Raw genomic sequence first — 26385 nt, 5'->3', positions numbered from 1 at the left:
CCGCATATGAGCATGGCTTCGATGCCCCGTCGGGGTACACGGTTTCATAAGAGGGGTGATGGACGCAATAATTTTGTTCGGATTTGGGTGAATCCGCTGTTGTCTCGTCCCGACAGCGTGGCGTCAGCTGGCCGCACGCAAGCCCGTCATCTTCAACACGCCCAGTGCCACGAAGCACAGCGCGACGACCGGAAAAATCATCCAGTTCAGCATCTCCCAGCCCCAGGCATTGTAGACTGCGCCCGACATCAGCGAGGCGAAGGCGACGGAGCCGAACAGGACGAAATCGTGGAACCCCTGGACCTTGCCTTTTTCGGATGGCTGGTAGCTGTCAGCCACCATGGCGGTGGCGCCGATGAAGCTGAAGTTCCAGCCGAGGCCGAGCAGGATCAGCGTTGTCCAGAACTGCCACAGTGCCAACCCCGACAGCGCGACTATACCGCAGCCAATGAGCAGCACCAGGCCGATGGCCACGATCCGCTCCGCGCCAAAACGATAAATCAGCGACCCCGTGAAGAAGCTCGGCGCGAACATCGCCATCACATGCCAGGAAATGCCGAGCGTGGCGTCGTCGGTCGAAAGGCCGCAGCCGACCATGGCCAGTGGCGCGCCGGTCATGACGAAGCTCATCAGCGCGTAGCTGCCGATGGCGCAAAACAGCGCCGCGACGAAGCGCGGCCTGGTGACGATTTCTAAGAGCGGCCGGGCGTCGCTGTCGGCGATTTCCACCTTCTCGGTTGCCTTGGCTGGGATGCGCAATAAAGAGAGGATGGCGGCGCCAACCGCCGCCAGCACCAGGATGGACGCAAACGAGCCGGCAAACTTCACCGGCGAGAACAGGTCGCCGGTGAAAATGACGATCTGCGGCCCAAGTATGGCGGTGACGATGCCGCCGGCCAGCACGAAGGAGATGGCGCGCGCCTTGAATTCAGGCGGAGCATTGTCGGCGGCGGCAAAGCGGAATTGCTGGACAAAGGCACCGCCGATCCCGATCACGGCAAGGCCGAAAGCGAACAGCCAGAAGCTGGCATGAAACAGCGCCAACGTAGCGACCAGCCCGCCAAGCGCTGTGACCGCAGTGCCGGTCATGAAGCCGTCGCGCTGGCCGAGCCGGCGGATGATCGCCGCGGCCGGCAGGGAACCGAGCGCCACGCCGACATTGAAGCCGGTGATCGGCGCGGTTGCCAGCGACTTGTCGGCTTCGAGGAGGTACTGCCCGGCCAGTCCGCCCATGGAAATGGCGATGGGTGCCGCCGAACCGATGATCGCCTGCGAGGCTGCGAGGATGAAAGCGGTGCGACGCGCTTCCTTGCCGGCCTCAACGACGCCGATAGCAGTCATGAGGCGTCCTTGCCGCGGCCCTCGCCACGCACGCGGCGCGACACGCGATCAAGCACCGCATTGACCAGTTTCGGCTCGTCTTCTTCGTAAAATGCCTTGGCGATGTCGACATATTCGGAGACGATGACCGCCACCGGCACGTCCTCGCGTTTCATCAATTCGTAGACGCCGGCACGCAATATGGCGCGCAACGTCGAATCGAGCCTCGACAGCGGCCAGTCCTCGGTCAGCGCCTGGCGGATAATCGGATCGATGGTCTTCTGGTGCTCGACAACGCCGGCAAGAATGGCGCGAAACCATTGCGCATCGGCCTCGCGATAGAGCGCGCCGTCGACTTCCTTGCCGAGCCTGAACGCCTCGTATTCGGCGGTGATCTCAAACACGCCGCTGCCGGCGACATCCATCTGGTAGAGCGCCTGCACAGCCGCCAGGCGGGCAGCACCGCGCTTGTTGGCATGGCGAACCGCAGGCTGGCCGGGCGAAGCGGGTTCGCTCACGTTCGCTCTCCCAGTTGTTCCTTTAGGGCGATCATGGTCAGCGCCGCACGCGCCGCAAAGCCGCCCTTGTCGCCTTCGGAGCGCCTGGCCCGTGTCCAGGCCTGTTCGTCGTTTTCGGTGGTCAGGATGCCATTGCCGATGCAGACTGAATCCTGCACGGACAGGTCCATCAGGGCACGGCTGGATTCATTGGCGACGATATCGAAATGATAGGTGTCGCCGCGGACCACCGTGCCGAGGGCGACGAAACCGTCATAGCTCGTCCCGCCTTCGGAAGCACCGTCGAGCGCGAAGGAAATCACCGCCGGGATTTCGAGCGAGCCCGGAACGGTGACGACATCGTATGTCGCGCCCGCTTCGTCGAGCGCGCTGGTCGCGCCTTCGAGCAACGCGTCCGCAAGGTCGTCGTGAAAGCGCGCCTCGATGACAAGAAGGTGGGCCTTCTTCTTCGGACGGATGAACGCTTTGCCGTGTTGGGATGTGCCAGCCATAGATGTCTCCGGGGATCGCCGGTGACTTAGGCCGAAGCCGGTTTGATCGCAAGCGGAAGATTGCTGAAGGAACGTTCAAGGCCAACCCGGTGGCGGCCGCATCAGGGAATGGACTTTATGGGCGATCGCCTCAAAGTCCCTCTTTGGCCGCCTCCACCAGTCGCGCCGCGTAGCGGGCCATGGTGTCGATCTCGAGGTTGACGCGGTCGCCGACCTGGCGTTCGCCCCAGGTGGTGACCGTCAGCGAGTGGTGGATCAATAGCACGTCGAAGCGGGTGCCTTCGACCTTGTTGACGGTGAGCGAAGTGCCGTCGAGCGCGACGGAACCCTTGGGGGCGATGAATTTGGCAAGCTCGCGCGGTGCTTCCAGAGTAAAGCGAACGGCGTCACCCTCTTCCTTGCGGGCCACGATCTCGGCCATTCCGTCGACATGGCCTGACACGATATGGCCGCCAAGCTCGTCGCCGATCTTCAGCGCCCGCTCCAGGTTGATGCGCGTGCCGGATTTCCAGCCCATCGCGGTCGTCAGCCTGAGTGCTTCTTCCCAGGCCTCGACTTCGAACCAGCGTGCGTTCGCGCCGTCTTCCGGCAATCCCGTTACCGTCAGGCAGACGCCGCCGCACGAAATTGAAGCGCCAATGGCAATGGTCTGCGGATCGTAGGCGGTGTCGATGCGCAAACCGACGCCTTCCCTGAGCGGCTTCACGGCGGCGACGGTGCCGACATCGGTGACGATTCCAGTGAACATTACTTTGGCCCAGTGAACATCAGTTCGGTCCTAAATGTCTCTTGTCCATTCGGCATATGTGTCTTCGCCGAAACGCATGTCGCGCAATTTGCGAAATCCCGGCGGGATATGGTTGGCATCTATCGGCGATGCAATGCCGTCCTCGCCGATCGCATCCGGCCCCTGAAACAGCACGATGCGATCGACGAGTTGTTCGTCGAGGAACGCCTTGGCCACCTTGGCGCCGCCCTCGACCAGCACGCTCGCCATGCCCAGCGCCGCCAGATCCTCGAGCAGTTCCGGCAGCGCAATATCGCCTTCATACGTCTCAGTGCCGATGAAGCGCACTCCGGTGCGTTCGAGCGCGGCCCGCCGACGTGGATCGGCCTCGGCACACGCGGCGACATAGAGCGGGACCCGGTCGACGCCGGAAACCAGCTTCGAGGTCTCCGGCAGCCTGATCTGGCGGTCGAGCACGATGCGCGCCGGCGAACGGTTCTCAAGTCCCGGCAGCCGCACCGTCAGCGCCGGATCGTCCTCCAGCGCGGTGCCGATGCCGATCAATATGCCGTCCGCTTCGGCGCGCATCAGATAGACTTCGCGCCGCGCGATATCGCCGGTAATGGAGACCTGCCCCTCGCCTTTCACGCCGATCTTATTGTCGCTCGAAAGCGCAAGCTTCAGAATCACTTCTGGGCGTTTTTTCAGAGATCGAATCAAATAGCCGGCCATCTGCTCCGCGGCCTCGGCCGCCAGCACTTTTTCCATCACCTCGACGCCCGCGGCACGCAAGATGGCGTAGCCCTTGCCGGAAACACGCGGGTCCGGATCGCTGGCAGCGCCAACCACCCGCGCCACGCCGGCGCTGACCAGCGCATTGGCGCAAGGCGGCGTGCGGCCGTGATGGGCGCAAGGCTCCAGCGTTACATAGGCGGTGGCGCCTTGCGCCAGCTCACCGGCTTCGGCCAGCGCCTCGGTTTCGGCATGCGGCCGGCCGCCGACGGCCGTGACGCCGCTGCCGACGATCATTGGCCCGTCGCCGTCATCGCGTACGATGAGCGTGCCGACGGAAGGATTGGTCGACGTCCGGCCGGCATTTTTGCGCGACAGCCTGAGGGCTGCCGCCATATAGCGGCGATCGAGGACCTCTTGCTTCGCCGTGCTGCGCTCGGACCCTGCCATGCTCAGCCGGCGTCCTCTTCGCTCTTCAGCTCTCCGCCCCTGGGCTCGTCACTTTTGAGCTCGTCGCCTTTGAGCTCGCCCAACACGTCGTGGAAATCCTTGGCCTCGCGGAAATTGCGGTAAACGGAGGCAAAGCGCACATAGGCGACATCGTCGAGCGACTTAAGCGCCTCCATGACCAGCCGGCCGACTTCGCCGGAGGCGACCTCGGTCTCGCCCGAGCTTTCCAGCTGGCGCACTATGCCGGTCACCGCGCGGTCGATGCGCTCCGGGTCGACGTTACGCTTGCGTACCGCAATCTCGACCGAGCGCAGCAGCTTGTCGCGGTCGAACGGCACCTTGCGTCCCGACTTCTTCACCACGACGAGATCGCGCAATTGGACGCGCTCGAAAGTGGTGAAGCGGCCGCCGCAATCCGGGCAGACGCGCCGCCTGCGGATCGCCGCGCCGTCTTCGGCGGGGCGCGAATCCTTCACCTGCGTATCTTCGGACTGGCAGTAGGGACAGCGCATGGAGAGCCTTCGGTTCGCGATTCTCGTGGAGCGAAAGGCTTAGAGGTTTTTGCCACGATGGCAAAGTATGGCCGATGACCGATCGCGTCTCAGAGATAGCGAGGCACGAGGAAAATTGCGAGAGCGGCAATCAGTCGGACGGCAATCCGCCAATCAGGGAGCGACGTCGCCGGTCGGGAAGCCGCAGGACGTGCCGAGATAGCGATAGGCCTTGGTGAAGCCGTCCATCGATATGGTCGCGACCGGCTTGTCGGCGAAGCTGACATCGAGGGCGCTGGTACGGCGCATGGCACGCAGTATGGCGAGGGTTGTCTCGGGCTTGTTGTTCACTATCCACTGGCCGTCGGCGATAAGATGAAAACCAGCCTTGATCTTGTCGTTGACGTCGCGGAACACCGCCGGGATGTTGTCGCCCTTAGGCAAGTCACCGTTTCTCACGGCGATGATGAGGCTCGGATAGCCCTCGGGCGGCAGTACGTCGCCATTCGAGATGGCTAGCGTAAGGGTGCCACTGGTGCCGTTTGCGTCGAAAAAGACCGTCGAGGCGGCGCAGGTCTTGCGCACATCCTCACCGGTGTTGACCTCGTCCACCGTGGTGGACCACCTGCCGAAGGTCTCTGTCTTGGGTGCTGCCGGGGTCGGCTCGGTCTGTGCCAAGGCGAGGCCGGACAGCTGCAAGATAGCCGATGCCAGCAAGGCACCAAAGCCGGCGAAACGGAAAGTTGGCATCATTGAGCTTCTCCGCAGGTGCCTTGCTGTCGCACCGGGACTGTCCCGCACATGGAGGTCACTAGCGTCGGTCAACCAAGATACGGATAAAGCGGAAAACGATCCGTCAATGCCGCCACCTTGGCCTTCACGGCTGCCTCGACGGCCGCATTGCCCTCATCGGAATTGGCGACCTTCAGTCCATCCAGCACTTCGGTGATCAGCTTGCCGATCTCACGGAACTCGGCCTGGCCGAAGCCGCGTGTGGTGCCGGCCGGCGTGCCGAGACGAACGCCCGAGGTGACGAAAGGCTTTTCCGGATCGAAGGGGATGCCGTTCTTGTTGCAGGTGATGTTGGCGCGGCCAAGGGCAGCTTCGGCGCGCTTGCCGGTGGCGTTCTTGGGACGCAGATCGACCAGCATCAGATGATTGTCGGTGCCGCCGGAGACAATGTCGAGACCGGTTTCCTGCAGGCTGGAGGCCAGCGCCTTGGCATTGGCAACGACGCTCTCCGCGTAGATCTTGAAGCTCGGCTTCAGCGCTTCGCCCAGAGCCACCGCCTTGGCGGCGATGACATGCATCAGCGGTCCGCCCTGCAGGCCGGGGAAGACGGCCGAGTTCATCTTCTTGGCAATGTCCTCGTCATTGCAAAGGATCATGCCGCCGCGCGGGCCGCGCAGCGATTTGTGCGTCGTGGTGGTGACCACGTGGGCGTGCGGCAGCGGCGACGGATGCATGCCGCCGGCGACCAGGCCGGCGATGTGGGCCATGTCGACCATCAGATAGGCACCGATCGAGTCGGCGATCTCGCGAAAACGCTCCCAGTCCCAGACGCGTGAATAGGCGGTGCCGCCGGCCAGGATCAATTTCGGCTTGGTCTCATGGGCGGTCTTCTCGATCGCATCCATGTCGAGCAGATGATCTTCCCTGCGCACGCCATAGGAGACAACCTTGAACCATTTGCCGCTCATATTGACAGGCGAGCCATGCGTCAGGTGGCCGCCGGAATTGAGGTCGAGGCCCATGAAGGTGTCGCCGGGCTGCAGCAACGCCAGGAACACCGCCTGGTTCATCTGGCTGCCGGAATTCGGCTGGACGTTGGCGAAGTTGCAGCCGAACAGCTTTTTCGCGCGTTCGATGGCCAGTTCCTCGGCGACATCGACGAATTGGCAGCCGCCATAGTAGCGCTTGCCCGGATAGCCCTCGGCATATTTGTTGGTCATGATCGACCCTTGCGCCTCGAGCACGGCGCGCGAGACGATGTTTTCCGAGGCAATCAGCTCGATCTCATGGCGCTGGCGGCCGAGTTCGTTGCGGATGGCCCCGAAAATCTCGGGGTCGGCATCGGCAAGCGTGGTTTCGAAAAAGGATTCGAATTTGTTCGACACTGCCGCTGCTGTTGCCATGGGCTGAAATCCTCAAGGTTCGGGGTCTGTCGCGCCATTAACACAGTTGCTTTCGGCCCGCCACGTTTGCTGCGCGAAATTTGCTGGCCGGATTGCGCCAGAGAGACTGGCGGCCTCTATTTCCTTGCCTGCCGACCCTTCAGCAGGGCCTCGGTGAGCGTGATCTCGGTGAACAGCGCCGCGTGGTTTGCATATGGTCCGTGGCGAACCGATTTTCGGAATCATGCGCAAAGTTCAGAGCGCGACGGCGACAACAAAAAAGGCCGCCCCTTCCGGCGGCCTTTTGCAAATGAACTCAGCTGCTTAGAGCGCGGATGTGATCTGCAGCTCGTTGGCCCCGTCGAGGCCGTAAATGTCGTCGCGGAACTGCACCACGCCCGGCCCCGTCGACCAGGCCGAGATGTAGAGGAAATAGACCGCCACCGGATTGGTGACCTGCACCGGGACGTTCTCGCCGCTCTTGATCGCCGCCTCGAAGTGCTGGCGATTCCAGCCCGGCGTATCGCGCAGAATCCAGGTGACGAGGTCGCGCACGTTCTGGACGCGCACGCAGCCCGAGGAATCGAAGCGCATCATCTTGCCGAACAGGCTCTGCTGCGGCGTGTCGTGCATGTAGACGCCGTCCGGGCTGGGGAAATTGATCTTGACCGAGGCCATGGCGTTGCCAGCGCCCGGATCCTGGCGGAAGCGGTACTTCTCGGCGTCGTCGGTCGACCAGTCGACGGTCAGCGGATCAACCTCGCTGCCATCCGGCGCGAACAGACGGATGTGGCTGTCCTTGAGATAGTTGGGGTCCTTCCGCATCAGCGGAATGATGTCCTTGCGCACGATCGAGACCGGCGCGTTCCAGTAGGGATTGACGATGATCTCGTTGATCTTGGAATTGACGATCGGCGTCTGCCGGTCGATTTTGCCGACGATTGCGGTATGGCGCAGCACGACGCGATCGTTCTCAACGGCTTCGATCTGGGCGCCCGGGATGTCGACCAGCACGTAACGGTTGCCCAGCGTGCCGGCGCGCTCGCGCAGCCGCTGCAGATTGGTCTGCAACTGGCCGAGCCGAATTGGCGCCGAAACATTCATCGCGGCATAAGAATATTGGCCCAGCGTCCCGTCGGCAGGCAGGCCATGGCGCGCCTGGAAGCGCTTGACCGCGGAGTCGACGTAGGAATCGAAGGCTGTCGAAATGCCGGCGCTCTGCGCCAGATCGCCCGCAATCATCAGACGCTTGCGCAGCGGGACCACGTCGGGATCGTCGACGCCGAGCTGCAATTTCTTGGTGTCGGGAACCGGCTCCCAGCCGCCCTGGGCGACAATGTTCTGGTATTGCGCGACCGCCTGCTCGGTAAACGAAACGGTCTGCAGGCTGAAGATCGGCAGCGTCGAGGCCACCTTGCCGCCCTGGCTGGGGCGGGCGTCGAACTGGTCGTCCCAATTGCCGCGGGCCGAGGATTTCAGGATATCTCCGATCACATCCTGCGCACTGGCACGGCCGGCGACCATAGCGGCTGCGAGCGCGGAGGCTCCTGAAAGGAAGAAACGGCGGCTGGTTCTCATGGACGGTCCAGACATTCTTGCTACAACTCAACCTACCGGGCGGTCTCGCCCGCACTCTAGAGTTGGCTTCTTAACAATTAGCCAACCATGGCCCGCATCACTTCGGTGTAAAAACACATGGGAAGTGATTTGAGCACAGGACAAATGCACGGCTTTGGCCCCAGCATCACCCGCATCTTCGGTTCCACTGGAATATGGCGGCAACGTGGCTGTTGCTCGAATTTGGATCGGCCGGCCTGACGAAACGGAAAGACCGGTGCTTTTCGGCACCGGCCTTTGGTCCGCTCCGCGGCAGCGCTCCCGTGGTCCAGCTTCGGATTTTTATGCGGCGGGTGCGACTACATCCGGTAAGCGATGGTATCGTTCCAGAACCGGTCCAGCCGCTGGAGGGCGCGATTCATCTGCTTGAACTCTTCGGTGTTGATGCCGCCGACCTGCTCGATCGAGCCGACATGGCGCTCATATAGGCCGGCGACGACCTCCGCCACCTCATTGCCCTTCGGCGTCAGCGAAACCCGCACCGAACGGCGGTCGATGCGCGAGCGCTGGTGGTTGATGAAGCCGAGATCGACCAGCTTCTTCAGATTGTAGGAGACATTCGAGCCGAGATAATAGCCGCGCGAGCGCAGCTCGCCGGCCGTCAACTCCGAATTGCCGATGTTGAACAGGAGCAGCGCCTGGATGGCGTTGATATCGGAGCGGCCGTTGCGGTCGAATTCGTCCTTGATCACGTCAAGCAGACGGCGGTGTAGCCGCTCGACCAGCTGCAGCGATTCCATGTACAGCGAACGGATCGCCTCGCGGCGGTCATCGGATACGTTGGCGGTCTTCGCCGCCGGACGCGAATTGATCATTGTCTTTGCCTCTCGTTTGTCGCCCGGTGATTTTTTGTTCTTCACCTTGATCGCGACACTATCGAATACTCATAAAATTCGACTTAAACGCCAAGGCTAACAAGAGCTTACCGGTAAGGGGTTTCGAAAGAGGCTTAACGGACGGTCACCCGAGCAAGGATAATTAACCTAAAGATTTAGCCACCGATCCTTGACCGGAATTGCTATCGCCGGGCCTGCCGCTTCTGGATCCAGATCACCACGCGGAATACGATGTAGAGCAGCGCCACCGCAAGATGCGAGGCGACGATCAGCAGCCGGTGGCCGAACAGCTCGGGGAAGCCGGCATACATGACCGTCTCGGTCACCGCGCAGATGAACCAGATCACCGGCCCCCAGGACGCCAGCATCCACAGGCCGGCGGCGGCGAATGGAAAAAACACCGCCAGCACCACCGCCGCCACCTGCCAGTGCACCGGCATCAGGTCGAAGCGCCATAAGGGGCCGGGGTAAAAGCCGATCAGCCGGATCCAGTACAAGATGCCGAACAGCAGGCAGTAGCCGGCGATGACGCGCTGGAACCAGGCGAAGATGACCTCGACCGTCGAGGGCTGCAGCACCACGCGTCTCGAGGCGGCCTCGCTCACAACTTCAGTTCCCGTCCGCCGAGCGGTGCGAAATAGGCATCGACGTCGACGGCGCTGACCTTATCGATGCCTGCCGGCCGCCATTGCGGCGTCGAGCCCTTGTCGATGATGGCAGCACGGATGCCTTCATAGAAGTCGTGCCCGGCAAGCATGCGGTTGAGGATACGGAACTCCATTTTCATGCACTCGTCCATCGACAACGTCTGCCCGGCTCTGATCTGGCGCCAGGCGACATGCAGGCTGGTCGGCGACCGGGTGCGGATGGTGGCCAGCGTCTTTGCCGCGAACTCGTCGGCAGTGGCTGCCCGCTCCAGGCTGGCGACGATATCGGCCAGCGACGGCTGCGCGAAATGCCTGGCGATGACTTCGAGCGTCGGCCTGTCGGTCTCGCGTTTGGCCGGGACGAAGCAGCCGCGCAGCACCGATTCCGGGTCGCCGCTTGCCGCCAGCCGGTCGAGAAAGCCAGCTTGATCCTCCGCCTTGATCGTATGCGTGGCCAGGCCCGACCACAAAGCATCGCCATGGCGGATGCGGTTGCCGGTCAGGGCCAGATACATGCCGAAGCTGCCGCCAAGATCCGGCAACAGATGGCTGGCGCCGACATCCGGGAAAAAGCCAATTCCGACCTCGGGCATGGCGAACTGGGCGTTCTCGGTCAGCACCCGCTGCGCGCCATGGAAGGAGATGCCGACGCCGCCGCCCATGACGATGCCGTCGATCAGCGCGACATAGGGTTTTTTGAAACGGGCGATACGGGCGTTCAGCCGGTATTCGTCGGCGAAGAAATCGACCGGAGGCTTTCCTGCCCGGCCGGCCTCGTAGATATGAAGGATGTCGCCGCCTGCCGAAAACGCCCTGCCCTCGGCCTTGACGACAACGACGTCAACGCCGTCGTCACGCTCCCAGCTGCGCAGCGCCTTGTCCAGCGCTTTGACCATGCGGTGGGTCACGGCATTGAGCGCCTGCGGCCGCGTCAGCGTGACGACGCCGGCCCTGCCCAATCTTTCGAAGCGAATCTCGTCGCCTCCGCCAAAATCCATCGCCAGAGAATCCCTCCCCGCGCCCGCCGGGAGTGAAGTGCTAAAGCGTGGCGCATGGCCGCGTCAATGGCGGGCACGCCAGCGCAGCCTCTGGCCCGGACCGGAAGCCGGTGCTAACAATCGACGGCTACAGGCAGTAATGACGAAAAAGTCATGGCAGGCGCGTTGCAACGCGGCACCGACGGGGACGTCGTCTATGATTCGATTTTCGCGCCTTGCACTGGTGGCAATCGGGTTAGTCTGCACCTGCCTGGCTGGCCATCCAGCCTTGGCGACAAGCCTCGCAGAACTCTACCAGTCGCAAACCATCGTCAATGGCCAGGGAGAAGAACATCGTCAGGCCGGCTTCAAGGTCTGCCTCGACAAAGTGCTGGTGCGGGTATCCGGCGACCAGCGCCTGCCGGCGAAACCTCAGATGACAGCACTGCGCGACAAGGCCGGCAGCTTCGTCAGCAGCTTCCGCTATCGCGATCGCATGGAAGGTATCCCCAATCATGATGATCAAGGCACGTACGACCGGCCGCACGATCTCACTTGCCAGTACACGCCGCCGGTGATCGATAAAGTGCTTGCTGAGCTCGGCAGCAAGCCGTGGCTCGGCGAGCGGCCGATCATCTCGGTACTGCTGGCTGTGCAAGATGCACGCCAGCATTTTGTCTTGGCGAGCGACGGAGACGAACGCCCCTATATGGCAGAGTCCTTTCAATCGGCAGCCGGACCGTTGGCGATGAAGATCGTCATTCCAAGCAAGGCCGCTCTGGTAAAAACCGGGGCGATTTTCGAACAGGTGCGTGCGCTCTCACCCGAATTGCTGGCGAGAACTGTCGGCAACCAAGAGCTCTTGGCCGGCAGCCTAGTCTGGAGCGACAAGGAGTTGGGCTGGATCGCCGATTGGCGGCTTGCCATGGCCGGCAAGACCTACAAGTGGCAAGTGCGCGGCGTCAACTTCGACGAGGCATTCCGCGTCGCCATGCGGGGTGCTGCGCAGATCCTGTCAGGCAATGGCCAACCAGAATAGCGCCCGACAGGACCGCTGGCACAATCGTGTCGCATTGGTCAGCAGCGGAGGCTCGTGGTAAAAGTCGCCCGATCCGGAGTTTTGGCGATGAACAAATTCACCCCTGCAAAGCCTGCCGGCGCGCGCAGCGTCGACGAGATCACCGGCAGCCGGCGGCTGCGGCGCATGCGCAAGGCCGATTGGTCGCGCCGCCTTGTCCAGGAGAACCGGCTCTCGGTCGACGATCTGATCTGGCCGATCTTTGTCGTCGACGGCAGACAAGTGCGCGAACCGATCGCCGCCATGCCCGGCGTCTTCCGCCTGTCGCTCGACCTCGCCGTCAAGGAGGCTGAGCGCGCGGCTAAGCTTGGCATTCCGGCGATCGCCACTTTCCCCAATGTCGAGCTCGGCCTGCGCGATCAGACCGGTTCGCACATCCTCGATCCGGAAAACATCATCAACCGCGCCACCCGCGCCATCAAGCGCGCGGTGCCGGAGATCGGCATCATCACCGACGCGGCGCTGGACCCGTTCACCTCGCATGGCCATGACGGCATCTTGCGCGACGGCATTATCGTCAATGATGAAACGGTGGAGCAGGTGACGGCAGCAGCCGTCATCCAGGCGGCGGCAGGGGCCGACATCATCGCCCCCTCGGACATGATGGACGGCCGGATCGGTGCCATCCGCGATGCGCTGGACGCCAATGGGTTTCAGGATGTAGCGATCATGTCCTATGCGACCAAGTTCGCATCCGCCTTTTACGGCCCCTACCGCGAGGCGGTCGGCACCGCCGGCCTGCTCAAGGGCGACAAGAAGACCTATTACATCGATCACGCCAATTCCGACGAAGCGGTGCGCGAGGCCGAGCAGGATCTCGCCGAGGGCGCCGACATGCTGATGGTCAAGCCCGGCCTGCCCTATCTCGACATCATCCGCCGGCTGAAGGACGAGTTGCAGATGCCGACCTTCGCCTATCAAGTGTCGGGCGAATATTCGATGATCAAGGCCGCCGCCGCCAATGGCTGGATCGACGGGGAAAAGGCGATGCTTGAATCGCTGCTGGCCTTCAAGCGCGCCGGCTGCGACGGCATCCTGACCTATTTCGCGCCGGAAGTGGCTGAGATGCTGAAGGGGTGATGCGCCTCCGTAGCGCCCACATCGAGTAACGTTCCTTCGTCCAAAGCGCGACATGGCCACCGCAGGCAATCGCTTCAGGTTTGCGCTGCCCCTCATTGCCCTGCCGGGCATTTCTCCCCGTATAGTGACGGGGAGAAAGACGCGTTCGCAAAAGATTTCGCCAATCTCCAGCGTTGCAAAAACATCGCCGAGGTTGCGGCCAGCCCCTTCGCCCCGTCACTATACGGGGAGAAGGTGCCGGCAGGCGGATGAGGGGCGGCGCCAACATTGAGATTGGTCATTCCAACATGATTTGGAAGCGATTGGCCCCGGCGATTCAAAAAACCGCTTGCAAAATGCAATCAGTTAAGCTACCCGATAACTGCTTGCATCTCACAATTGGTTATCAAGGAGGCTCTCATGTCCAAACTTCGCGTCAGCGCTTTCACCTTGTCGATCGACGGCTTCGGCGCCGGTCCCGACCAAGACCTGAAGAACCCGCTGGGTGTTGGCGGGGAAGCCCTGCACGAATGGATGTTCGGCACCCGCACCTTCCGCAAGATGGTTCTCGGCAAGGATGGCGGGACCACGGACACTGACGAGGCGTTCGCCGCGCGCAGCTTCGAGAATGTCGGCGCCTGGATCCTCGGCCGCAACATGTTCGGGCCGATCCGCGGCGAGTGGCCTGACGAGAGCTGGAAAGGCTGGTGGGGAGACAATCCGCCATACCACGTGCCGGTCTTCGTGCTGACGCACCATCAGCGGGATCCCATTGTCATGGAGGGCGGCACGACCTTCTATTTCGTGACCGACGGCATCCACTCAGCGCTGGAGAAGGCGAAAGCAGCGGCTGACGGCAAGGATGTACGGCTGGGCGGTGGCGTTTCTACGATCCGGCAGTATCTCAAGGAAAAGCTCATCGACGAGATGCATCTGGCGATCTCACCTGTCCTGCTCGGCGCAGGCGAGAGCCTTTTTGCCGGCATCGACATGCCCAAGCTCGGCTACCGCTGCAGCGAGCAGGTCGCGACGCCGAAGGCCACGCATGTCATCATCGAGCGCGCCTAGCTTGTTGCAGGGCGCTGCCCACGGAGGCAGCGCCCCTCCTCGCTGCTTTAGTCAGTATTTCTCCGGCACATACAGTTCGCGCGGCAGCACCTGACGTTCGTATTCGGGATTGAAGACGCGCTCCGGTAGTGTGATCTCCTCGTGCGGCACCTCCTCATAGGGCATTTGCTTGAGGAGATGGTCGATGCAATTCAGCCGCGCCCGCTTCTTGTCGTTGCCCTCGACGATGAACCAGGGAGCTTCCGGGATGTTGGTGCGGGCGAAGGTTTCTTCCTTGGCCTTGGTGTACTGCTCCCAGCGCACGCGCGACTGGAGGTCCATCGGCGACAATTTCCATTGCTTCATCGGGTCGTGGATGCGCATCAAAAAGCGCATCTGCTGCTCCTCATCGGTGATCGAAAACCAGTATTTGACAAGCGTAATGCCTGAGCGGAGGAGCATGCGTTCGAAATCCGGCACGTCGCGAAAGAACTCCTCGACCTGATCCGGCTGGGCAAAGCCCATCACCCGCTCGACGCCGGAGCGGTTGTACCAGGAGCGGTCGAACAGCACGATCTCACCGCCGGCCGGCAGATGCGGAACGTAGCGCTGGAAATACCATTGCGACTTCTCGCGCTCGGTCGGCGCCGGTAGTGCTACGACGCGGCAGATGCGCGGATTGAGCCGCTGGGTGATGCGCTTTATGACGCCACCCTTGCCCGCCGAGTCGCGGCCCTCGAATACCACGACGAGCTTCTTCTTGTGATAGGCGACCCAGGACTGCAGCTTGATCAATTCGGATTGCAGCGTGATTAGATCCCGAAAATATTGCAGGCGGTCGATCGATGGCGGATGCGCATTCTTATAGATCTTGGCGATCTCCATCGACAGCGCCGGCTCAGAGATTTCCAGCTCATAATCTTCGTCGAGCGTGTCGGCGAGTTCCGCTTCCAGCCAGTCCCTGGCCGGGGAATTCTGTTTTATCTCGGTCATTTGCGCTGCTCCGCTTACAGGCCGTGTCGGCCGCTGTCAGGCGCTCTGCCGCCCGGCCCGGCGGCCGGAAATCGAAGCGCTGAACCGATGTTAGTATAGGCCGGCAATGACGGTTTTATTGCAGCCGCTGTTGCGCTGGCTGCGCGTCCAATCCGTAAGATGTGATCGATGTTGCCCTGCAACACGGGCGACAAGCGGAACGAATTATCCTACAAATGCCCGGTTTCATTCAGGGCTGTCGTTTGAAACGCCCTTTCCCGATAAAAATCATGAGGATACGACATGGAATACCGCACTCTCGGCCGTTCCGGGCTGAAGGTTTCGACGCTGACCATGGGCACCATGACGTTCGGCGGCGGCGGCGCGTTTTCGGCGGTCGGCAAGACCGACCTCGACGAGGCGCGCCGGATGATCGACCTTTGCATCGATGCCGGCATCAACGTCATCGACACCGCCAACGTTTATTCGAACGGGGTGTCAGAGGAGATCATCGGCGAGGCGCTCGGCGGCAAGCGCAAGGGCGACGTGCTGATCGCCTCCAAGGCGCGCATGCGGATCGGCAAAGGCCCCAATGATGAAGGCCTGTCGCGCTATCATCTGATCCGCGAATGCGAGAGGAGCCTGAAGCGCCTCAGGACCGATGTCATCGACATCTATTTCCTGCATGAGTGGGATGGCCTGACACCGCTCGAGGAAACCATCGCCGCGCTCGACACGCTGGTCGCGCAGGGCAAGGTCCGCTACGTCGGCTGTTCCAATTATTCCGGCTGGCAGGTGATGAAGGGGCTCGGTATCAGTGACCGTCATCACCAGCCGCGCTTCGTCACCCAGCAGATCCACTACACGCTGGAAGCCCGCGAGGCCGAGTATGAATTGTTGCCGATCTCGGTCGACCAAGGGCTCGGCGTGCTGGTCTGGAGCCCGCTCGCCGGCGGATTGCTGTCCGGCAAATATCACCGTGACCAGCCGACCGCCCGCCAGCTCAGCGGCTGGTCGGAACCGCCGATCCGCGACGAGGACCGGCTGTGGCGGATCGTCGACGTGCTGATCGATATCGGCAAGAACCACGGCGTGTCGGCAGCGCAGGTGGCGCTTGCCTGGTTGCTTGGCCGGCCCGCCGTCAGTTCGCTGGTGATCGGCGGACGAACCGAAGCGCATTTCAAGGACAATATCGCTGCTGCAAGCCTGGTGCTCGGCGATGAGGAGCGCACACGCCTCGACGTGGTCAGCAGGCCGCCCGTGCTCTATCCCTACTGGCACCAGCAATTCACGGCAAAGGACCGGTTCGGGCCCGCCGATCTCGTCCTCGACCGGGACGGCGCCTGAAAAAACGCCCTGAAGCGGGGCTCCCCGAACTGCGACGAGATATGGAGCCGATCGTGCCTTGCGGTGTTGTGTTTGTGGCCCAATGCTCCTAGGCAAAGGCCAAGCACAATGAAAGGAAACGATATGCCACGAGCACCGAACTACGGTCAGGAACGCAAGGAACGCGACCGGCAGAAGGCTGCCAAGAAGGCGGAAAAGCAGGCTGCCAAGGTCGCGGCCAAGGAGCGCTCGAAGCCCGAGGGCGAAAGCGAGTCCCAAACCAACACCGAAACGGCCGAGTGATGATATCAGGCCTGTCAGGCGGCCCGGGTCTCGATCAAGTCCCCGCTATGCCTCAGGCCGGCGCCTTGTCGCTGACGAAGACGTTCACTTCGCGGGCGGCGGCAATGAAGGCCCGTCTTGCGTTCATGGCCGGCTTGTCGCCGGCCAGCGCATCATGACAGGCTTGCAGCGCTTCGCGGTGCTTGGGGCTGCGCTTGCCGGGCCAATTGTTGAGGAGGTAGTCGGAAGCCTCGCGGGCCGTACGCAAGAGCTGATTGCTTCCCGCCGCGCCCTTGACGGTCACGGGTGTGTCAAATCGGTTGTTTTCCATCGCCGCTCTTACGCCATCGGCATTTGCGAAGCGAGACCGAAAGTAGCTTTCTTCGCTCATCTGCCTTTTTCGTGATCAATGGCCGCCGATCCTCACTCAAGCGACGACGGCAAATCCCCTGGCGCGCAGGCCGCGCCGGTCGTTGCGCAACGACGTGACCAGCCGGTCGCGGCTACCGTCGATATGAGATGAAAGCAGGCAGGCGGCCCCGTCGGCATCGCCGGCCCGCACCGCCGACAGAATGTCATGGTGTTCGGCCCAGGCACGGCCAAGCGCTGCCTCGTCGCGAACCTCGAGCCAGCGGGCGCGCGACAGGCGCGTCATCGCATCACGAACCGCTCTGAACAGGAACTCGTTGCCTGACAGGCGCGCCAGCTCGATATGAAAATCCATGCCGACACGATGCCATTCCTCGCGCGGCGTCTGGTCGTCGCAGGAATCGAGCATCGCCTCGATGATTTCGACGGCACCCCTGTCCTGCAAGGCACAAGTCAGCCTGACTGCCGCGACCTCGACCGCCTCGCGATAGACGGCGATCTGCTCCAGCTCGGCAAGATTGATGGGCGAGACCGTCCAGCCGCGGCCGTCGCGGCAGATCAGGCCTTCGGTCTCGAGCCGCAGTAACGCCGCCCTGACCGGCGTGCGCGAGGCGCCGAAGCGGCTTTCGACCCAGCGCTCCGTCAGCCGCTCGCCGGGACCGATCTCGAGCCCGAGGATCATCTCGCGAAGCTGCTTTTCGACGTTCTGCATCTGCGACATTGGCGTTCCGTTGTTGGAGCCGGTTCATTGGCCCTCTGCTCACCGGCCATTACTGGCGATCACTTTGCAGGGACCGCATTGACAGCGACCAGCCTTGCGTCCATGACGGATACCAGTTTGGTATCCCAAAATGGTATCCGCAGCAACCCAACGACAGCAGTCTCTGACATGCCGCAAGACGCCACCCTCGCCGTGCAAGGCACGCATAACGTCCACTGGCGCCGCAATCTCGCCGTGTGTTTTGCCGGCTCGTTCAGCACGCTCGCAGCGATGACGCTGCTGTTGCCGTTCCTGCCGCTCTACGTCGAACAGCTGGGCGCCGAGGGCCATGCGGCGATCGTGCAGTGGTCGGGCATCGCCTACGGCGCCACTTTCCTTGCTGCCGCGCTGGTCGCACCCCTGTGGGGGCGGTTAGGCGACCGCTACGGCCGCAAACTGATGCTGGTGCGCGCCAGTTTCGGCATGGCGATGTGCATGTCGCTGACCGGCATGGTGCAGACTGTCTGGCAATTGGTGTTCTTGCGCCTGCTGATCGGCTTTGCCGGCGGCTATTCTTCGGGCTCGACCATCCTGGTTGCCATGCAGACGCCGAAGGATCGCTCCGGCTGGGCGCTGGGCGTGCTGTCGGCCGGAATCACGGCCGGTGCCCTGGTCGGCCCGCTGCTCGGCGGCGCGCTGCCGCCGCTGATTGGCATCCGCGCCACATTCCTGCTCGCCGGCGGCGTCATTTTCCTGGCCTTTCTGGCAACCACCTTGCTGATCAAGGAGGCCCCTCGCCCGGTTGCCGCCAAGGCCGCGTCAGAAGAAAAGGCGAAAGGCGGCTGGTCGCAAATTCCCGACAAGCGCCCCGTCGTCGCCATGCTGGCGACCGGGACGCTGTTGAGTTTCGCCACCATGTCGATCGAGCCGATCATCACCGTCTATGTCCAGCAGCTCATCGAAGATCCGAGCCAGGTCACGCTGGTCTCCGGCATCGTCATGTCGGCGGCAGCGCTCGGCGCCATCCTGTCGGCGTCGCGGCTCGGCAAGCTCGCCGACCGTATCGGCCACTGGAACGTCATCGTTGCCGCGCTCGCAGTCTCGGCGCTGCTCCTGATCCCGCAGGCCTTCGTCACGCAAGGCTGGCAGCTCGTCGGCCTGCGTTTCCTGATGGGCGTGGCGCTTGGCGGTCTTTTGCCCTGCGTCACCAGCGTCATCCGCCACAATGTGCCCGACGGCGTCGGCGGTAATGTGCTGGGCTTGTCGATCTCGGCGCAATATGTCGGTCAGGTCGCCGGACCGCTGCTCGGCGGCTTCGTTGGTGGCCATTTCGGCATGCGCGCGGTGTTTCTCGGCACATCCGTGCTGATGGCAGGCGGAGCGGCCTATAACTGGCTGGTCCAGTCGCGCCGCGAACGCGACATGCTGGCGGAAGCCGGCAAATCCTGACACGGTTCGCAGCGCTATCTCAGGCGGTCGCCAGCAATTACGGAGGCGTGGAAATGAGCACGGATGAACACGCGGCAGGCGGCCGCATTCTGATATTTGCCGGCGGCCTATGCGGCGCAACCGGCGTGGTGCTTTCGGCGGCGTCGGCACATCTCGGCGGCGCTTTCGTCGGCACGGCCGCGTCCTTCCTGCTCATGCATGCGCCGGTCTTCTTTGTCGTCGGGCTGCTCGGAGGAAATATCATCCTGCGAAGCGGAAGCCTCATCCTCCTCGTCGGGCTTCTGCTGTTCTCGGGAGATCTCCTCGCTCGCGACTTCCTTGGCTCGCGGCTGTTCCCGATGTCGGCGCCGATCGGCGGCACCTTGCTGATCGGCGGCTGGCTGGTGATGGCCGCCTCGGCGCTGGTGCGTCCGCGCCGCCATTGATGCGGCAACCAATGGCGGCGCCCTCGATCCACGAGCTCTGTCTTGCCAGCTCAGTCTCGCGGACGTTCGGGCCGAACTTGGCCGTCGCGTTTGGTCGTCTTGACCACACGCCGTCGCTCCGGCCGTTCGGTGGCCGGCGAGATGCCCCAATAATTGCGATAGATGTCTTCGAACAGATGCTTGATCGGGTGCATGGCTTAATCTCCTCTAGCTTATTTGAATCGATCCAATCAGCAGGCGCAAAAAATACGCTGCCGATCAGCTCCGCTTGCGTCGCGTCAGGAAACGCAGGTCGCGAATCCACGGACCGGTCCTGTCGCGCCGCTTCCGGGCCTCCGCGCTGGAGCGGATGCTCCAGTCGTTCCGGTAAATGTCCTCGAACAGATAATTGACGGGGTGCATGGCACTCTCCTCTTGTATCGATCCAACCTGCGGACGAAAGCGCGCTTGGATCGATTCAAAGAATACGCGCCGCACCATAAATGTCAAGCAAAAATTTGAATCGATCCAAGGAAGGTGTTAGGTAATCGGCGATACTGTTGGACCGGAGTCCCGGAGACAAACACATGGCATCACTCACCGAAGGCAGCAGGAGGCCCATCCGGCTGGCCGACATCGCCAAAGCCGCGGGCGTATCGCACGGCACTGCCTCCAATGTCTTCAGCCGTCCCGAAATCGTGCGCGAGGAAGTCCGCGAGCGGGTCAAGGCGGCGGCCGAGGCGCTGGGCTATGCCGGCCCCGATCCCAAGGGCCGCCTGCTGCGTGCCGGCAAGGTCAATGCGATCGGCGTCGCCACCACCGAGCCGCTGTCCTATTTCTTTGACGACCCCTTTGCCCGCGTGATGATGGCCGGCATTTCGGAGGCCTGCGACGCCACCGGCGCGGGAATTGCTCTGGTGTCGGCTGGCAACGAGGAAAAACTTGCCTGGAACATCCAGAGCGCCCTGGTCGACGGCTTCATCCTGTTCTGCATCGAGGGCGGTCCGCGTCTCGTCGAGCTGACGCGCGAACGAAAGCTGCCCTTCGTTGCGCTCGAGTTCGGCTCGCAGGACGACACGGTCTCGGCGATCAGTATCGACAATGTTGCCGGCGGCCGGCTCGCGGCGCACCATCTGGCGGTACTTGGACATCGCCGCTTCGCCGTGTTGTCGCTGGCCTTCGCCGACGATAGCACCGGTCTTGTCTCGCCCGAGCAGGTCCGGACAGCGTCGTATACCGGAACCCGTGACCGCCTCCTCGGCTATTTCGAAGAGCTTTCCAGGTTCGGTGTCGACACCGCCAAGGTGCCGGTCTACGAGACCGAAAACGACAAGCCGAGCACAAGGGCTGGTCTCGAAACCATCTTCGCCTCGGCGGAACCGCCGACCGCCATCCTGGCGATGTCGGACCGGATCGCAATGGTGGCATTGGAATGGCTCAACGCACGGGGCATCGCGGTTCCCCGCGATGTTTCCGTCGTCGGCTTCGACGGCGTGCCTGAAGCCGCAATTTGCGAGCCTCCGCTCACCACCATCGCCCAGCCGATCGCCGAGATCGGCCGCCGGGCAGCGCGAAGAATCCTCGACTTCGACGGCACGGTGCGGCGAGAAACGCTCGACGTCGAACTTGTCGTCAGGGCATCGTCCGGACCGCCGCCGAGCATAGCTTGAGGCCGGCAGATCGAGCGTCCAGGTTTATCGGTTCGCTTGCGCGGCCATCGGCCCAATTTCAAAGGACGAGCGGGCCGCCTCGTTGCGGACCGGCTTGCCCTTTCCGGACCAGCCGATGGCAGACAGCCACTCCAGATAGAAGGCGAGCGCGAACTGCATGGCGATGCCGGCGGCGAGCAGCAGACTGTCATAGGCAATGCCGCCCGGGTTGATCAGCTTCATCACTTGCGCCGCCATGGCAATCACCGTTCCGGCAATGAAAACCGGCAACGAGCGTTGCCCAATATGGCGAGCGGATTGTCACGACCGGTGCGGAACAGGTTCGAGACGGAAGGCAAGGCGACGACCAGGTAGCTCATCGCCAGGATGTGCAGCAGTCGCGGCAACGACAGGAATGTCTTGTCGAAACCGGTCAGCACCACCGGCAGGTCGAGCCATGACACATGCCCCCACAGCGGGCTGTGCACCCAGACGAGCGCCGTGAGCACATAGGCGGCGGCGGCGCCGACCAGCCAGAGATTGACCGGGATGGTGCCGCCGCGCCGCACATGCAACACGCTGGCCATGCCGATATTGAACAGCAATTGCCATGACAGCGGATTGAGGAACCAGAACCCGGGCTCCGGGTAGTTCGGTGGCGCGATCTGGTAGATTCCGGCAAGCAGCCAAAGGGCTGCGGATACGGCAAGCGCCGCCAGTGGCCGATAGCTGATGAACAGCAGGAAGGCCGGCGCCATCAACAGCAGCGCTGCATAGACCGGCAGTATGTTGTTGTAACCGAGTTGATGGCCGAGCGTGACGATGCCGACCAGGACTTGTGGCGGGTTTCTGACGAGCGGCTCGATGTTGATCAGCGTCAGAAGGTCCGGCCGTTTCGCAAACACCGCCGCCGCGCAGAAGATAGCCATGACCACCATCGTCGTGACGATGTGGGTGACATAGAGCACGCCGGCGCGGCGCCACATTTTCAGCGTTGCAATCAGCCGGTTTCCCGGCTGGAATTTGGTGCCGTAGGCGAGAGCGACGGACATGCCGGAGATCAGCACGAAGGCCTCGGCCGCATCCGAAAACCCGAAATTCTTGTAGGTCAGGGTTTCGAAAACGGTGCCCGGCACATGGTCGATGAATATGGTCAGGAGGGCGAGAGCCCGGAACACGTCAATACGCGTATCGCGTTCCGGCGAAACTGGCATGGTCATCGATAAAAGGCCTTAAAGCTGGTTGTTCATGCCGGCATGCGACCACCCGGGCGACCACCCGGCGCACACTGCTTCGATCCCTCCCGCGGGGGATTATATCGGCAAAGAAACGGACTGAAATGCGCCCGGTTCAATCAACTTTCGCGGAGCTTGAAAATATTTCGTTTTGAAGCCGGCAAATTAACGAAAGTAACGCGAAATCAAAAGGATGTGACTATGGCCGAGGAGAGCCTCGAAGACGGTATTTTGCAGGAAAATTCAGGCTTTTTCTACCGGCTCCATCGACCCGCCAATTTACCCGGTGACTGGCTGTTCCTGCAGCATGGATCGGGAGTCGATGAGACGACCTTGCTGCCGCTTGGTCGGCAAATCGCGCCGCATGCGGCGCTGGTTGCGGTCCGTGGCCGCATCCCTCAGGAGGGCGGGTTCCGCTGGTTCACGCGAATCACCCCGACGCGTTTCGAACAGGCGAGCATCCGTGCGGAGGCGGACGCATTCGCGGGCTTCGTCGACGGCATCGCGAAGCGCCACCGCTTCGATCTCAGCCGCGCGACCTTTGTCGGTTATTCGAACGGCGCCAATCTGGTCTCAAGCGTCATGCTGCTGCATCCGGGCCTGATCGAGCGCGCCGCATTGCTGCGTCCGATGCCGGTGCTTGACGAGGTGCCGCCGGCCGACCTGTCGAAGGCGCGGGCGTTGATCATCGCCGGCGCCGCCGACCTGACCTATGCGCCATTCGCGGCGGTGTTGGCCGCCCTGCTGAGTTCGCATGGCGCCAAGGTCGAGACCCACACCATTGCCTCCGGCCATGAAATCGGCGATCCGGACGCCGAGATCGTCAGGCAATGGCTGGCGGATCCTGCGGTCGCCGTTGCATCGTCAGATCGATGAGCCTCGAAGCTATCCTCGCCCCATGCGGTTCCAGGCGTCCAGCCCGGCGATCTTGTAGGCTTCGGCCAGCGTCGGATAGTTGAAGGTGTTGTTGACGAAGAAGTCGACGGTGCCGCCGAGATTGATGACCGCCTGGCCAATGTGGATGAGTTCGGTCGCGCCCTCGCCGACGATATGGGCGCCGAGCAGACGGCGTGTTTCGATCGAGAACAGAAGCTTCAGGAAGCCGGTATTGACGCCCATGATGTGGCCGCGCGATGTCTCGCGAAACCGCGCCACGCCGACCTCGTAGGCAGCACCACTCTCGCGCACCTGCTCCTCCGACTGGCCGACGGTGGAGATTTCCGGCACGGCGTAGATGCCGTAGGGAAAGGTTTCGGGCGGCGGCGGCAAGGGCACGCCGAACGCATGGCAGGCGGCCACCCTGCCCTGTTCCATCGAGGTCGAGGCCAGGCTCGGAAAACCGATGACGTCGCCGGCGGCATAGATGTTGGGCGCGCTGGTCTGGAAGGTCTGCGGATCGACCTTGATGCGGCCCCTGGAATCGGACTCGATGCCGACCGCTTCCAAGCCCAGGCTGCCGACATTGCCGGTACGCCCGGCAGCATAAAGCACCATCTCGGAACGTATGGTGCGGCCGTCTGCCAGCATCACCTCGGCATAATCGGGTTTGGAGGCGATCTCCTTGACGGCGCTGCCCAAGCGGATGGTCATGCCGCGGTCGCGCATCTGATGGATGAAGTCGTCGACGATCTCGCGGTCGACGAAATCCAACATGGTATTGCGCGGCTCGACCAGCGTCACCGGAACGTCGAGCGCCGAAAAGATCGTCGCATATTCGACGCCGATGACGCCGGCGCCGATCACCGTCAGCGTGCGCGGCAGCCGGTCGAGCTCCAGCATCTCGTCGCTGTCGAAAATCCGTGTTTTGTCGAACGGCACGTCGCGCGGCCGGTGCGGCCGGGTGCCGACCGCGATCAGTGCATGGGCGAAGCCAACCTCGCTGTAGTCGCCGGTGTCGGTGGTCAGGCTGACCTTATTGGGGCCGAGGAATTTTGCCGCGGCGCGAGCGCTCTTGACCGTGTTGCGCATGAACTGGTGCTGCAGCACCTCGACCTCATGGTCGAGCGTCTTGTGCAGGCGCTCGACCAGATCGCCGACCGAAATGTCCTGCTTGACCCGGTAGCCGCGTCCATAAAAGCCGCGCTCACGCCAGCCGGAGAGGTTGAGCACCGTCTCGCGCAACGTCTTCGACGGTATGGTGCCAGTGTGTACCGACACGCCGCCGAGACGCCGGCCCCTGTCGACCACCAGCACCGACTTGCCGAGCTTGGCCGACTGCACCGCGGCGCGGCGCCCGGATGGGCCGCTGCCGATGACCAGCATGTCGTAGTCCATGTCGCCCCGTCCCCTCGGCTCGGCACCTTTTGTTGCGCCGCAGCAAGCTAACGCTATCCGCGCCATGAATTCAACAAGTCAGACGGCGCCGGGCACTCCGTCACCATCTACGGTGGCGAATGGTTCGATCTTGATTCCACCGCGAACCTTCACCATTTCATCAATACGCGGCCCGTGCATTAACCCGGGTTCGATTACGAGGAAATGACATGAACGCTCGCGTTCTCGACGGCGAAATCATCACCAGCAGGCTCGAAGACGTCCGCGCCTATGAGGGCGTGCGCACGCGGCGCATTCTCGCCTTCGTCATCGATTATTTCATCGTCGCGCTGCTCACCATTCCTTTCGCGATCCTGGTGTTCTTGTTTGGGCTGTTGACGCTCGGCCTCGGCTGGATGCTGTTTTCCATTCTCGTGCCGGCCGTCGCCATCCTCTACATCTGGAACACGCTCGGCAGTAAAGATCAGGCCACCACCGGCATGAAGATGATGGGCATCCGGCTCGACCGGCTCGACGGCAGCCGCATCGACGGGCTGACCGCCGTCGTCCATTCGGTGTTGTTTTGGGCCGGCAATGTCATCCTCTCGCCGCTGGTCCTGCTGGTGAGCCTGTTTTCCGACCGCAAGCGCACGCTGCACGACCTGCTGCTCGGCACGGTCGTCAGCCGCAGCGGCCGCTGAGCGGCTTTGAAGCGCGGCCGCGGCCTTTGCGCGCAAAAGTGAAGACGTCCAATCACCCAGGCTTTCACAATCCTGTTGAATTTTTCGGCGTCCGCGCCAAAGGTAGAGCGATTCGCAGGAGTGTTTCCAAGGCTCGATGACGCAGCACCCGACCCAGTCGCCACAGTTCTTTCTGACCGCGCCCTCGCCGTGTCCCTATCTCGAGGGGCAGTTCGAGCGCAAGGTGTTCACTCACCTGGTCGGCGACAAGGCCCCCGAGATGAACGATCTGTTGACGCAGGGCGGTTTCAGGCGGTCGCAGAACATCGCCTACAGGCCGGCCTGCGAGACCTGCCGCGCCTGCGTGTCGGTGCGCATCCTGGCGCAGGAATTCACCGCCAGCCGCAACATGAAACGCGTCATACAGCATAATTCGGATCTGGTCGGCGCCATGCACGACGCCGAACCCTCCACCGAGCAGTATTCGCTGTTCCGCAGCTATCTCGACGCCCGCCACCGCCGTGGCGGCATGTCCGACATGACCGTGCTCGACTACGCCATGATGGTCGAGGATACCCATGTCGACACCAAGGTCATCGAATACCGTCGCCGCGGACCTGATAGCTTCATCACCGGCAAGGGCCAGGGCGAACTGATCGCCGTGGCCCTCACCGACAAGATGGCCGATGGCCTGTCGATGGTCTATTCCTACTTCAACCCGGACTTCGAGGACCGTTCCCTCGGCACCTTCATGATCCTCGACCACATCGCCCGCGCCAGGGCGATGGGGCTGCCCCATGTCTACCTGGGCTACTGGGTCAACGGCTCGCGCAAGATGAATTATAAGATGCGCTTCCAGCCGCAGGAGCATCTCGGCCCGAAAGGCTGGGAACGCTACAATCACGAAGCGGTTTCGCGCTGATTTCCGCTTTCGGTATTCACCCTTAAATTGTTTCGAGGAG

29 protein-coding genes and 1 pseudogene are annotated in these 26385 nt (G+C 62.6%); 11 read left to right on the top strand and 19 right to left on the bottom strand.

All coding sequences use genetic code 11. The features are described from left to right. Window positions 1–123 precede the first annotated feature (123 nt). From NKH29_RS12285 to NKH29_RS12230, 12 genes are all read right to left on the bottom strand, one after another. Window positions 124–1341 (bottom strand): MFS transporter, encoded by a 1218-nt coding sequence (locus tag NKH29_RS12285; RefSeq protein WP_352999673.1) that lies wholly within the window; start codon window positions 1339–1341, stop codon window positions 124–126. Then, window positions 1338–1838 carry a transcription antitermination factor NusB gene (nusB, locus tag NKH29_RS12280; RefSeq protein ID WP_023717279.1) on the bottom strand — a complete coding sequence of 167 codons (501 nt, stop codon included), beginning with the start codon at window positions 1836–1838 and terminating at the stop codon, window positions 1338–1340. The genes NKH29_RS12285 and nusB overlap by 4 nt, the downstream gene beginning before the upstream one ends. After that, window positions 1835–2329 carry a 6,7-dimethyl-8-ribityllumazine synthase gene (gene ribH, locus NKH29_RS12275; RefSeq protein WP_023717278.1) on the bottom strand — a complete coding sequence of 165 codons (495 nt, stop codon included), beginning with the start codon at window positions 2327–2329 and terminating at the stop codon, window positions 1835–1837. The genes nusB and ribH overlap by 4 nt, the downstream gene beginning before the upstream one ends. A 130-nt stretch (window positions 2330–2459) precedes the next feature. Next, window positions 2460–3077 (bottom strand): riboflavin synthase, encoded by a 618-nt coding sequence (locus tag NKH29_RS12270; protein WP_352449304.1) that lies wholly within the window; start codon window positions 3075–3077, stop codon window positions 2460–2462. A 30-nt stretch (window positions 3078–3107) separates the two neighbouring features. Continuing rightward, on the bottom strand, window positions 3108–4238 hold the full coding sequence (gene ribD / locus NKH29_RS12265) for a bifunctional diaminohydroxyphosphoribosylaminopyrimidine deaminase/5-amino-6-(5-phosphoribosylamino)uracil reductase RibD (RefSeq protein ID WP_352640061.1): 1131 nt from the start codon (window positions 4236–4238) through the stop codon (window positions 3108–3110). 2 nt (window positions 4239–4240) lie between these two features. Beyond that, window positions 4241–4750 (bottom strand): transcriptional regulator NrdR, encoded by a 510-nt coding sequence (nrdR, locus tag NKH29_RS12260; protein ID WP_352481231.1) that lies wholly within the window; start codon window positions 4748–4750, stop codon window positions 4241–4243. A gap of 153 nt (window positions 4751–4903) precedes the next feature. Beyond that, the gene (locus NKH29_RS12255; RefSeq protein ID WP_352481232.1) at window positions 4904–5482 is read right to left on the bottom strand and encodes an invasion associated locus B family protein; all 579 of its coding nucleotides are present in this window, start codon (window positions 5480–5482) and stop codon (window positions 4904–4906) included. Between the two features lie 68 nt (window positions 5483–5550). After that, window positions 5551–6864 carry a serine hydroxymethyltransferase gene (gene glyA, locus NKH29_RS12250; RefSeq protein ID WP_352845118.1) on the bottom strand — a complete coding sequence of 438 codons (1314 nt, stop codon included), beginning with the start codon at window positions 6862–6864 and terminating at the stop codon, window positions 5551–5553. A gap of 303 nt (window positions 6865–7167) precedes the next feature. Then, on the bottom strand, window positions 7168–8421 hold the full coding sequence (locus tag NKH29_RS12245) for a L,D-transpeptidase family protein (RefSeq protein WP_023717271.1): 1254 nt from the start codon (window positions 8419–8421) through the stop codon (window positions 7168–7170). A 338-nt stretch (window positions 8422–8759) separates the two neighbouring features. Further along, entirely contained in the window at window positions 8760–9275 is a 516-nt protein-coding gene (ldtR, locus tag NKH29_RS12240) for a transcriptional regulator LdtR (protein ID WP_023674486.1), read from the bottom strand. A gap of 203 nt (window positions 9276–9478) precedes the next feature. Continuing rightward, window positions 9479–9901, bottom strand: coding sequence for a DUF6163 family protein (locus NKH29_RS12235; protein ID WP_023717270.1), 423 nt, complete (start codon window positions 9899–9901; stop codon window positions 9479–9481). Then, a complete protein-coding gene (locus NKH29_RS12230; RefSeq protein WP_352999671.1) occupies window positions 9898–10941 on the bottom strand; it encodes an enoyl-CoA hydratase/isomerase family protein in 1044 nt (347 codons plus the stop codon). Before NKH29_RS12230 ends, NKH29_RS12235 begins: the two co-directional genes overlap by 4 nt. On the opposite strand from NKH29_RS12230, the gene NKH29_RS12225 reads away from it, so the two are divergent. The 3 genes from NKH29_RS12225 to NKH29_RS12215 all read left to right on the top strand — a co-directional run bounded on the left by NKH29_RS12225 (window position 10880) and on the right by NKH29_RS12215 (window position 14125). Further along, a complete protein-coding gene (locus NKH29_RS12225; RefSeq protein ID WP_352999670.1) occupies window positions 10880–11959 on the top strand; it encodes a DUF2066 domain-containing protein in 1080 nt (359 codons plus the stop codon). The genes NKH29_RS12230 and NKH29_RS12225 overlap by 62 nt on opposite strands. Window positions 11960–12046: 87 nt before the next feature. Next, entirely contained in the window at window positions 12047–13078 is a 1032-nt protein-coding gene (hemB, locus tag NKH29_RS12220) for a porphobilinogen synthase (RefSeq protein ID WP_023717267.1), read from the top strand. A 399-nt stretch (window positions 13079–13477) separates the two neighbouring features. After that, window positions 13478–14125 carry a dihydrofolate reductase family protein gene (locus NKH29_RS12215; RefSeq protein WP_023717266.1) on the top strand — a complete coding sequence of 216 codons (648 nt, stop codon included), beginning with the start codon at window positions 13478–13480 and terminating at the stop codon, window positions 14123–14125. Window positions 14126–14176: 51 nt separating this feature from the next. Here NKH29_RS12215 and ppk2 read toward each other — a convergent pair whose 3' ends face one another. Beyond that, entirely contained in the window at window positions 14177–15097 is a 921-nt protein-coding gene (ppk2, locus tag NKH29_RS12210) for a polyphosphate kinase 2 (RefSeq protein WP_023717265.1), read from the bottom strand. Window positions 15098–15379: 282 nt separating this feature from the next. On the opposite strand from ppk2, the gene NKH29_RS12205 reads away from it, so the two are divergent. Further along, complete coding sequence (locus NKH29_RS12205) at window positions 15380–16423, top strand: aldo/keto reductase (RefSeq protein ID WP_023717264.1); 1044 nt, start codon at window positions 15380–15382, stop codon at window positions 16421–16423. A gap of 123 nt (window positions 16424–16546) precedes the next feature. Further along, window positions 16547–16705 (top strand): hypothetical protein, encoded by a 159-nt coding sequence (locus NKH29_RS12200; RefSeq protein ID WP_023717263.1) that lies wholly within the window; start codon window positions 16547–16549, stop codon window positions 16703–16705. A 52-nt stretch (window positions 16706–16757) separates the two neighbouring features. Here the strand turns inward: NKH29_RS12200 and NKH29_RS12195 are convergent, their stop codons facing one another. After that, on the bottom strand, window positions 16758–17015 hold the full coding sequence (locus NKH29_RS12195) for a DUF982 domain-containing protein (RefSeq protein ID WP_023674477.1): 258 nt from the start codon (window positions 17013–17015) through the stop codon (window positions 16758–16760). A 96-nt stretch (window positions 17016–17111) separates the two neighbouring features. Continuing rightward, window positions 17112–17774, bottom strand: a complete 663-nt coding sequence (locus NKH29_RS12190) for a GntR family transcriptional regulator (protein ID WP_023717262.1) — start codon at window positions 17772–17774, stop codon at window positions 17112–17114. A 168-nt stretch (window positions 17775–17942) separates the two neighbouring features. Here NKH29_RS12190 and NKH29_RS12185 point away from each other — a divergent pair, with 168 nt between their 5' ends. Both NKH29_RS12185 and NKH29_RS12180 read left to right on the top strand, forming a co-directional pair. Continuing rightward, a complete protein-coding gene (locus NKH29_RS12185) occupies window positions 17943–19202 on the top strand; it encodes a multidrug efflux MFS transporter (protein WP_352856126.1) in 1260 nt (419 codons plus the stop codon). 53 nt (window positions 19203–19255) lie between these two features. Beyond that, entirely contained in the window at window positions 19256–19627 is a 372-nt protein-coding gene (locus tag NKH29_RS12180) for a DUF423 domain-containing protein (protein WP_352856128.1), read from the top strand. A gap of 50 nt (window positions 19628–19677) precedes the next feature. Here the strand turns inward: NKH29_RS12180 and NKH29_RS12175 are convergent, their stop codons facing one another. Both NKH29_RS12175 and NKH29_RS12170 read right to left on the bottom strand, forming a co-directional pair. Continuing rightward, entirely contained in the window at window positions 19678–19821 is a 144-nt protein-coding gene (locus tag NKH29_RS12175; protein WP_352481237.1) for a hypothetical protein, read from the bottom strand. A gap of 64 nt (window positions 19822–19885) precedes the next feature. After that, window positions 19886–20029 (bottom strand): hypothetical protein, encoded by a 144-nt coding sequence (locus NKH29_RS12170; RefSeq protein WP_352481238.1) that lies wholly within the window; start codon window positions 20027–20029, stop codon window positions 19886–19888. A 164-nt stretch (window positions 20030–20193) separates the two neighbouring features. Between NKH29_RS12170 and NKH29_RS12165 the strand changes: the two genes are divergently transcribed. After that, entirely contained in the window at window positions 20194–21276 is a 1083-nt protein-coding gene (locus NKH29_RS12165) for a LacI family DNA-binding transcriptional regulator (protein ID WP_352481239.1), read from the top strand. A 24-nt stretch (window positions 21277–21300) separates the two neighbouring features. On the opposite strand, the pseudogene NKH29_RS12160 reads toward NKH29_RS12165, so the two are convergent. Beyond that, window positions 21301–22475: pseudogene (locus tag NKH29_RS12160) on the bottom strand (OpgC family protein). 216 nt (window positions 22476–22691) lie between these two features. Between NKH29_RS12160 and NKH29_RS12155 the strand changes: the two are divergent. Continuing rightward, window positions 22692–23366 carry an alpha/beta hydrolase gene (locus tag NKH29_RS12155; RefSeq protein WP_352481241.1) on the top strand — a complete coding sequence of 225 codons (675 nt, stop codon included), beginning with the start codon at window positions 22692–22694 and terminating at the stop codon, window positions 23364–23366. 9 nt (window positions 23367–23375) lie between these two features. Here the strand turns inward: NKH29_RS12155 and sthA are convergent, their stop codons facing one another. Next, window positions 23376–24764: a Si-specific NAD(P)(+) transhydrogenase gene (sthA, locus tag NKH29_RS12150; RefSeq protein ID WP_023717254.1), complete on the bottom strand. Its 1389-nt coding sequence runs from the start codon at window positions 24762–24764 to the stop codon at window positions 23376–23378. Window positions 24765–24973: 209 nt separating this feature from the next. Here sthA and NKH29_RS12145 point away from each other — a divergent pair, with 209 nt between their 5' ends. Continuing rightward, complete coding sequence (locus NKH29_RS12145) at window positions 24974–25444, top strand: RDD family protein (RefSeq protein ID WP_023674465.1); 471 nt, start codon at window positions 24974–24976, stop codon at window positions 25442–25444. Window positions 25445–25580: 136 nt separating this feature from the next. Continuing rightward, the gene (locus tag NKH29_RS12140) at window positions 25581–26345 is read left to right on the top strand and encodes an arginyltransferase (RefSeq protein WP_023717252.1); all 765 of its coding nucleotides are present in this window, start codon (window positions 25581–25583) and stop codon (window positions 26343–26345) included. Window positions 26346–26385 lie beyond the last annotated feature (40 nt).

This window comes from Mesorhizobium sp. M1295 (genome assembly GCF_040318135.1).
In the GTDB taxonomy this organism is placed as follows: Bacteria; Pseudomonadota; Alphaproteobacteria; order Rhizobiales; family Rhizobiaceae; genus Mesorhizobium.
The sequence above is the reverse complement of the archived record's forward strand: the minus strand, read 5'-3'. Positions and strand labels throughout refer to the sequence as shown.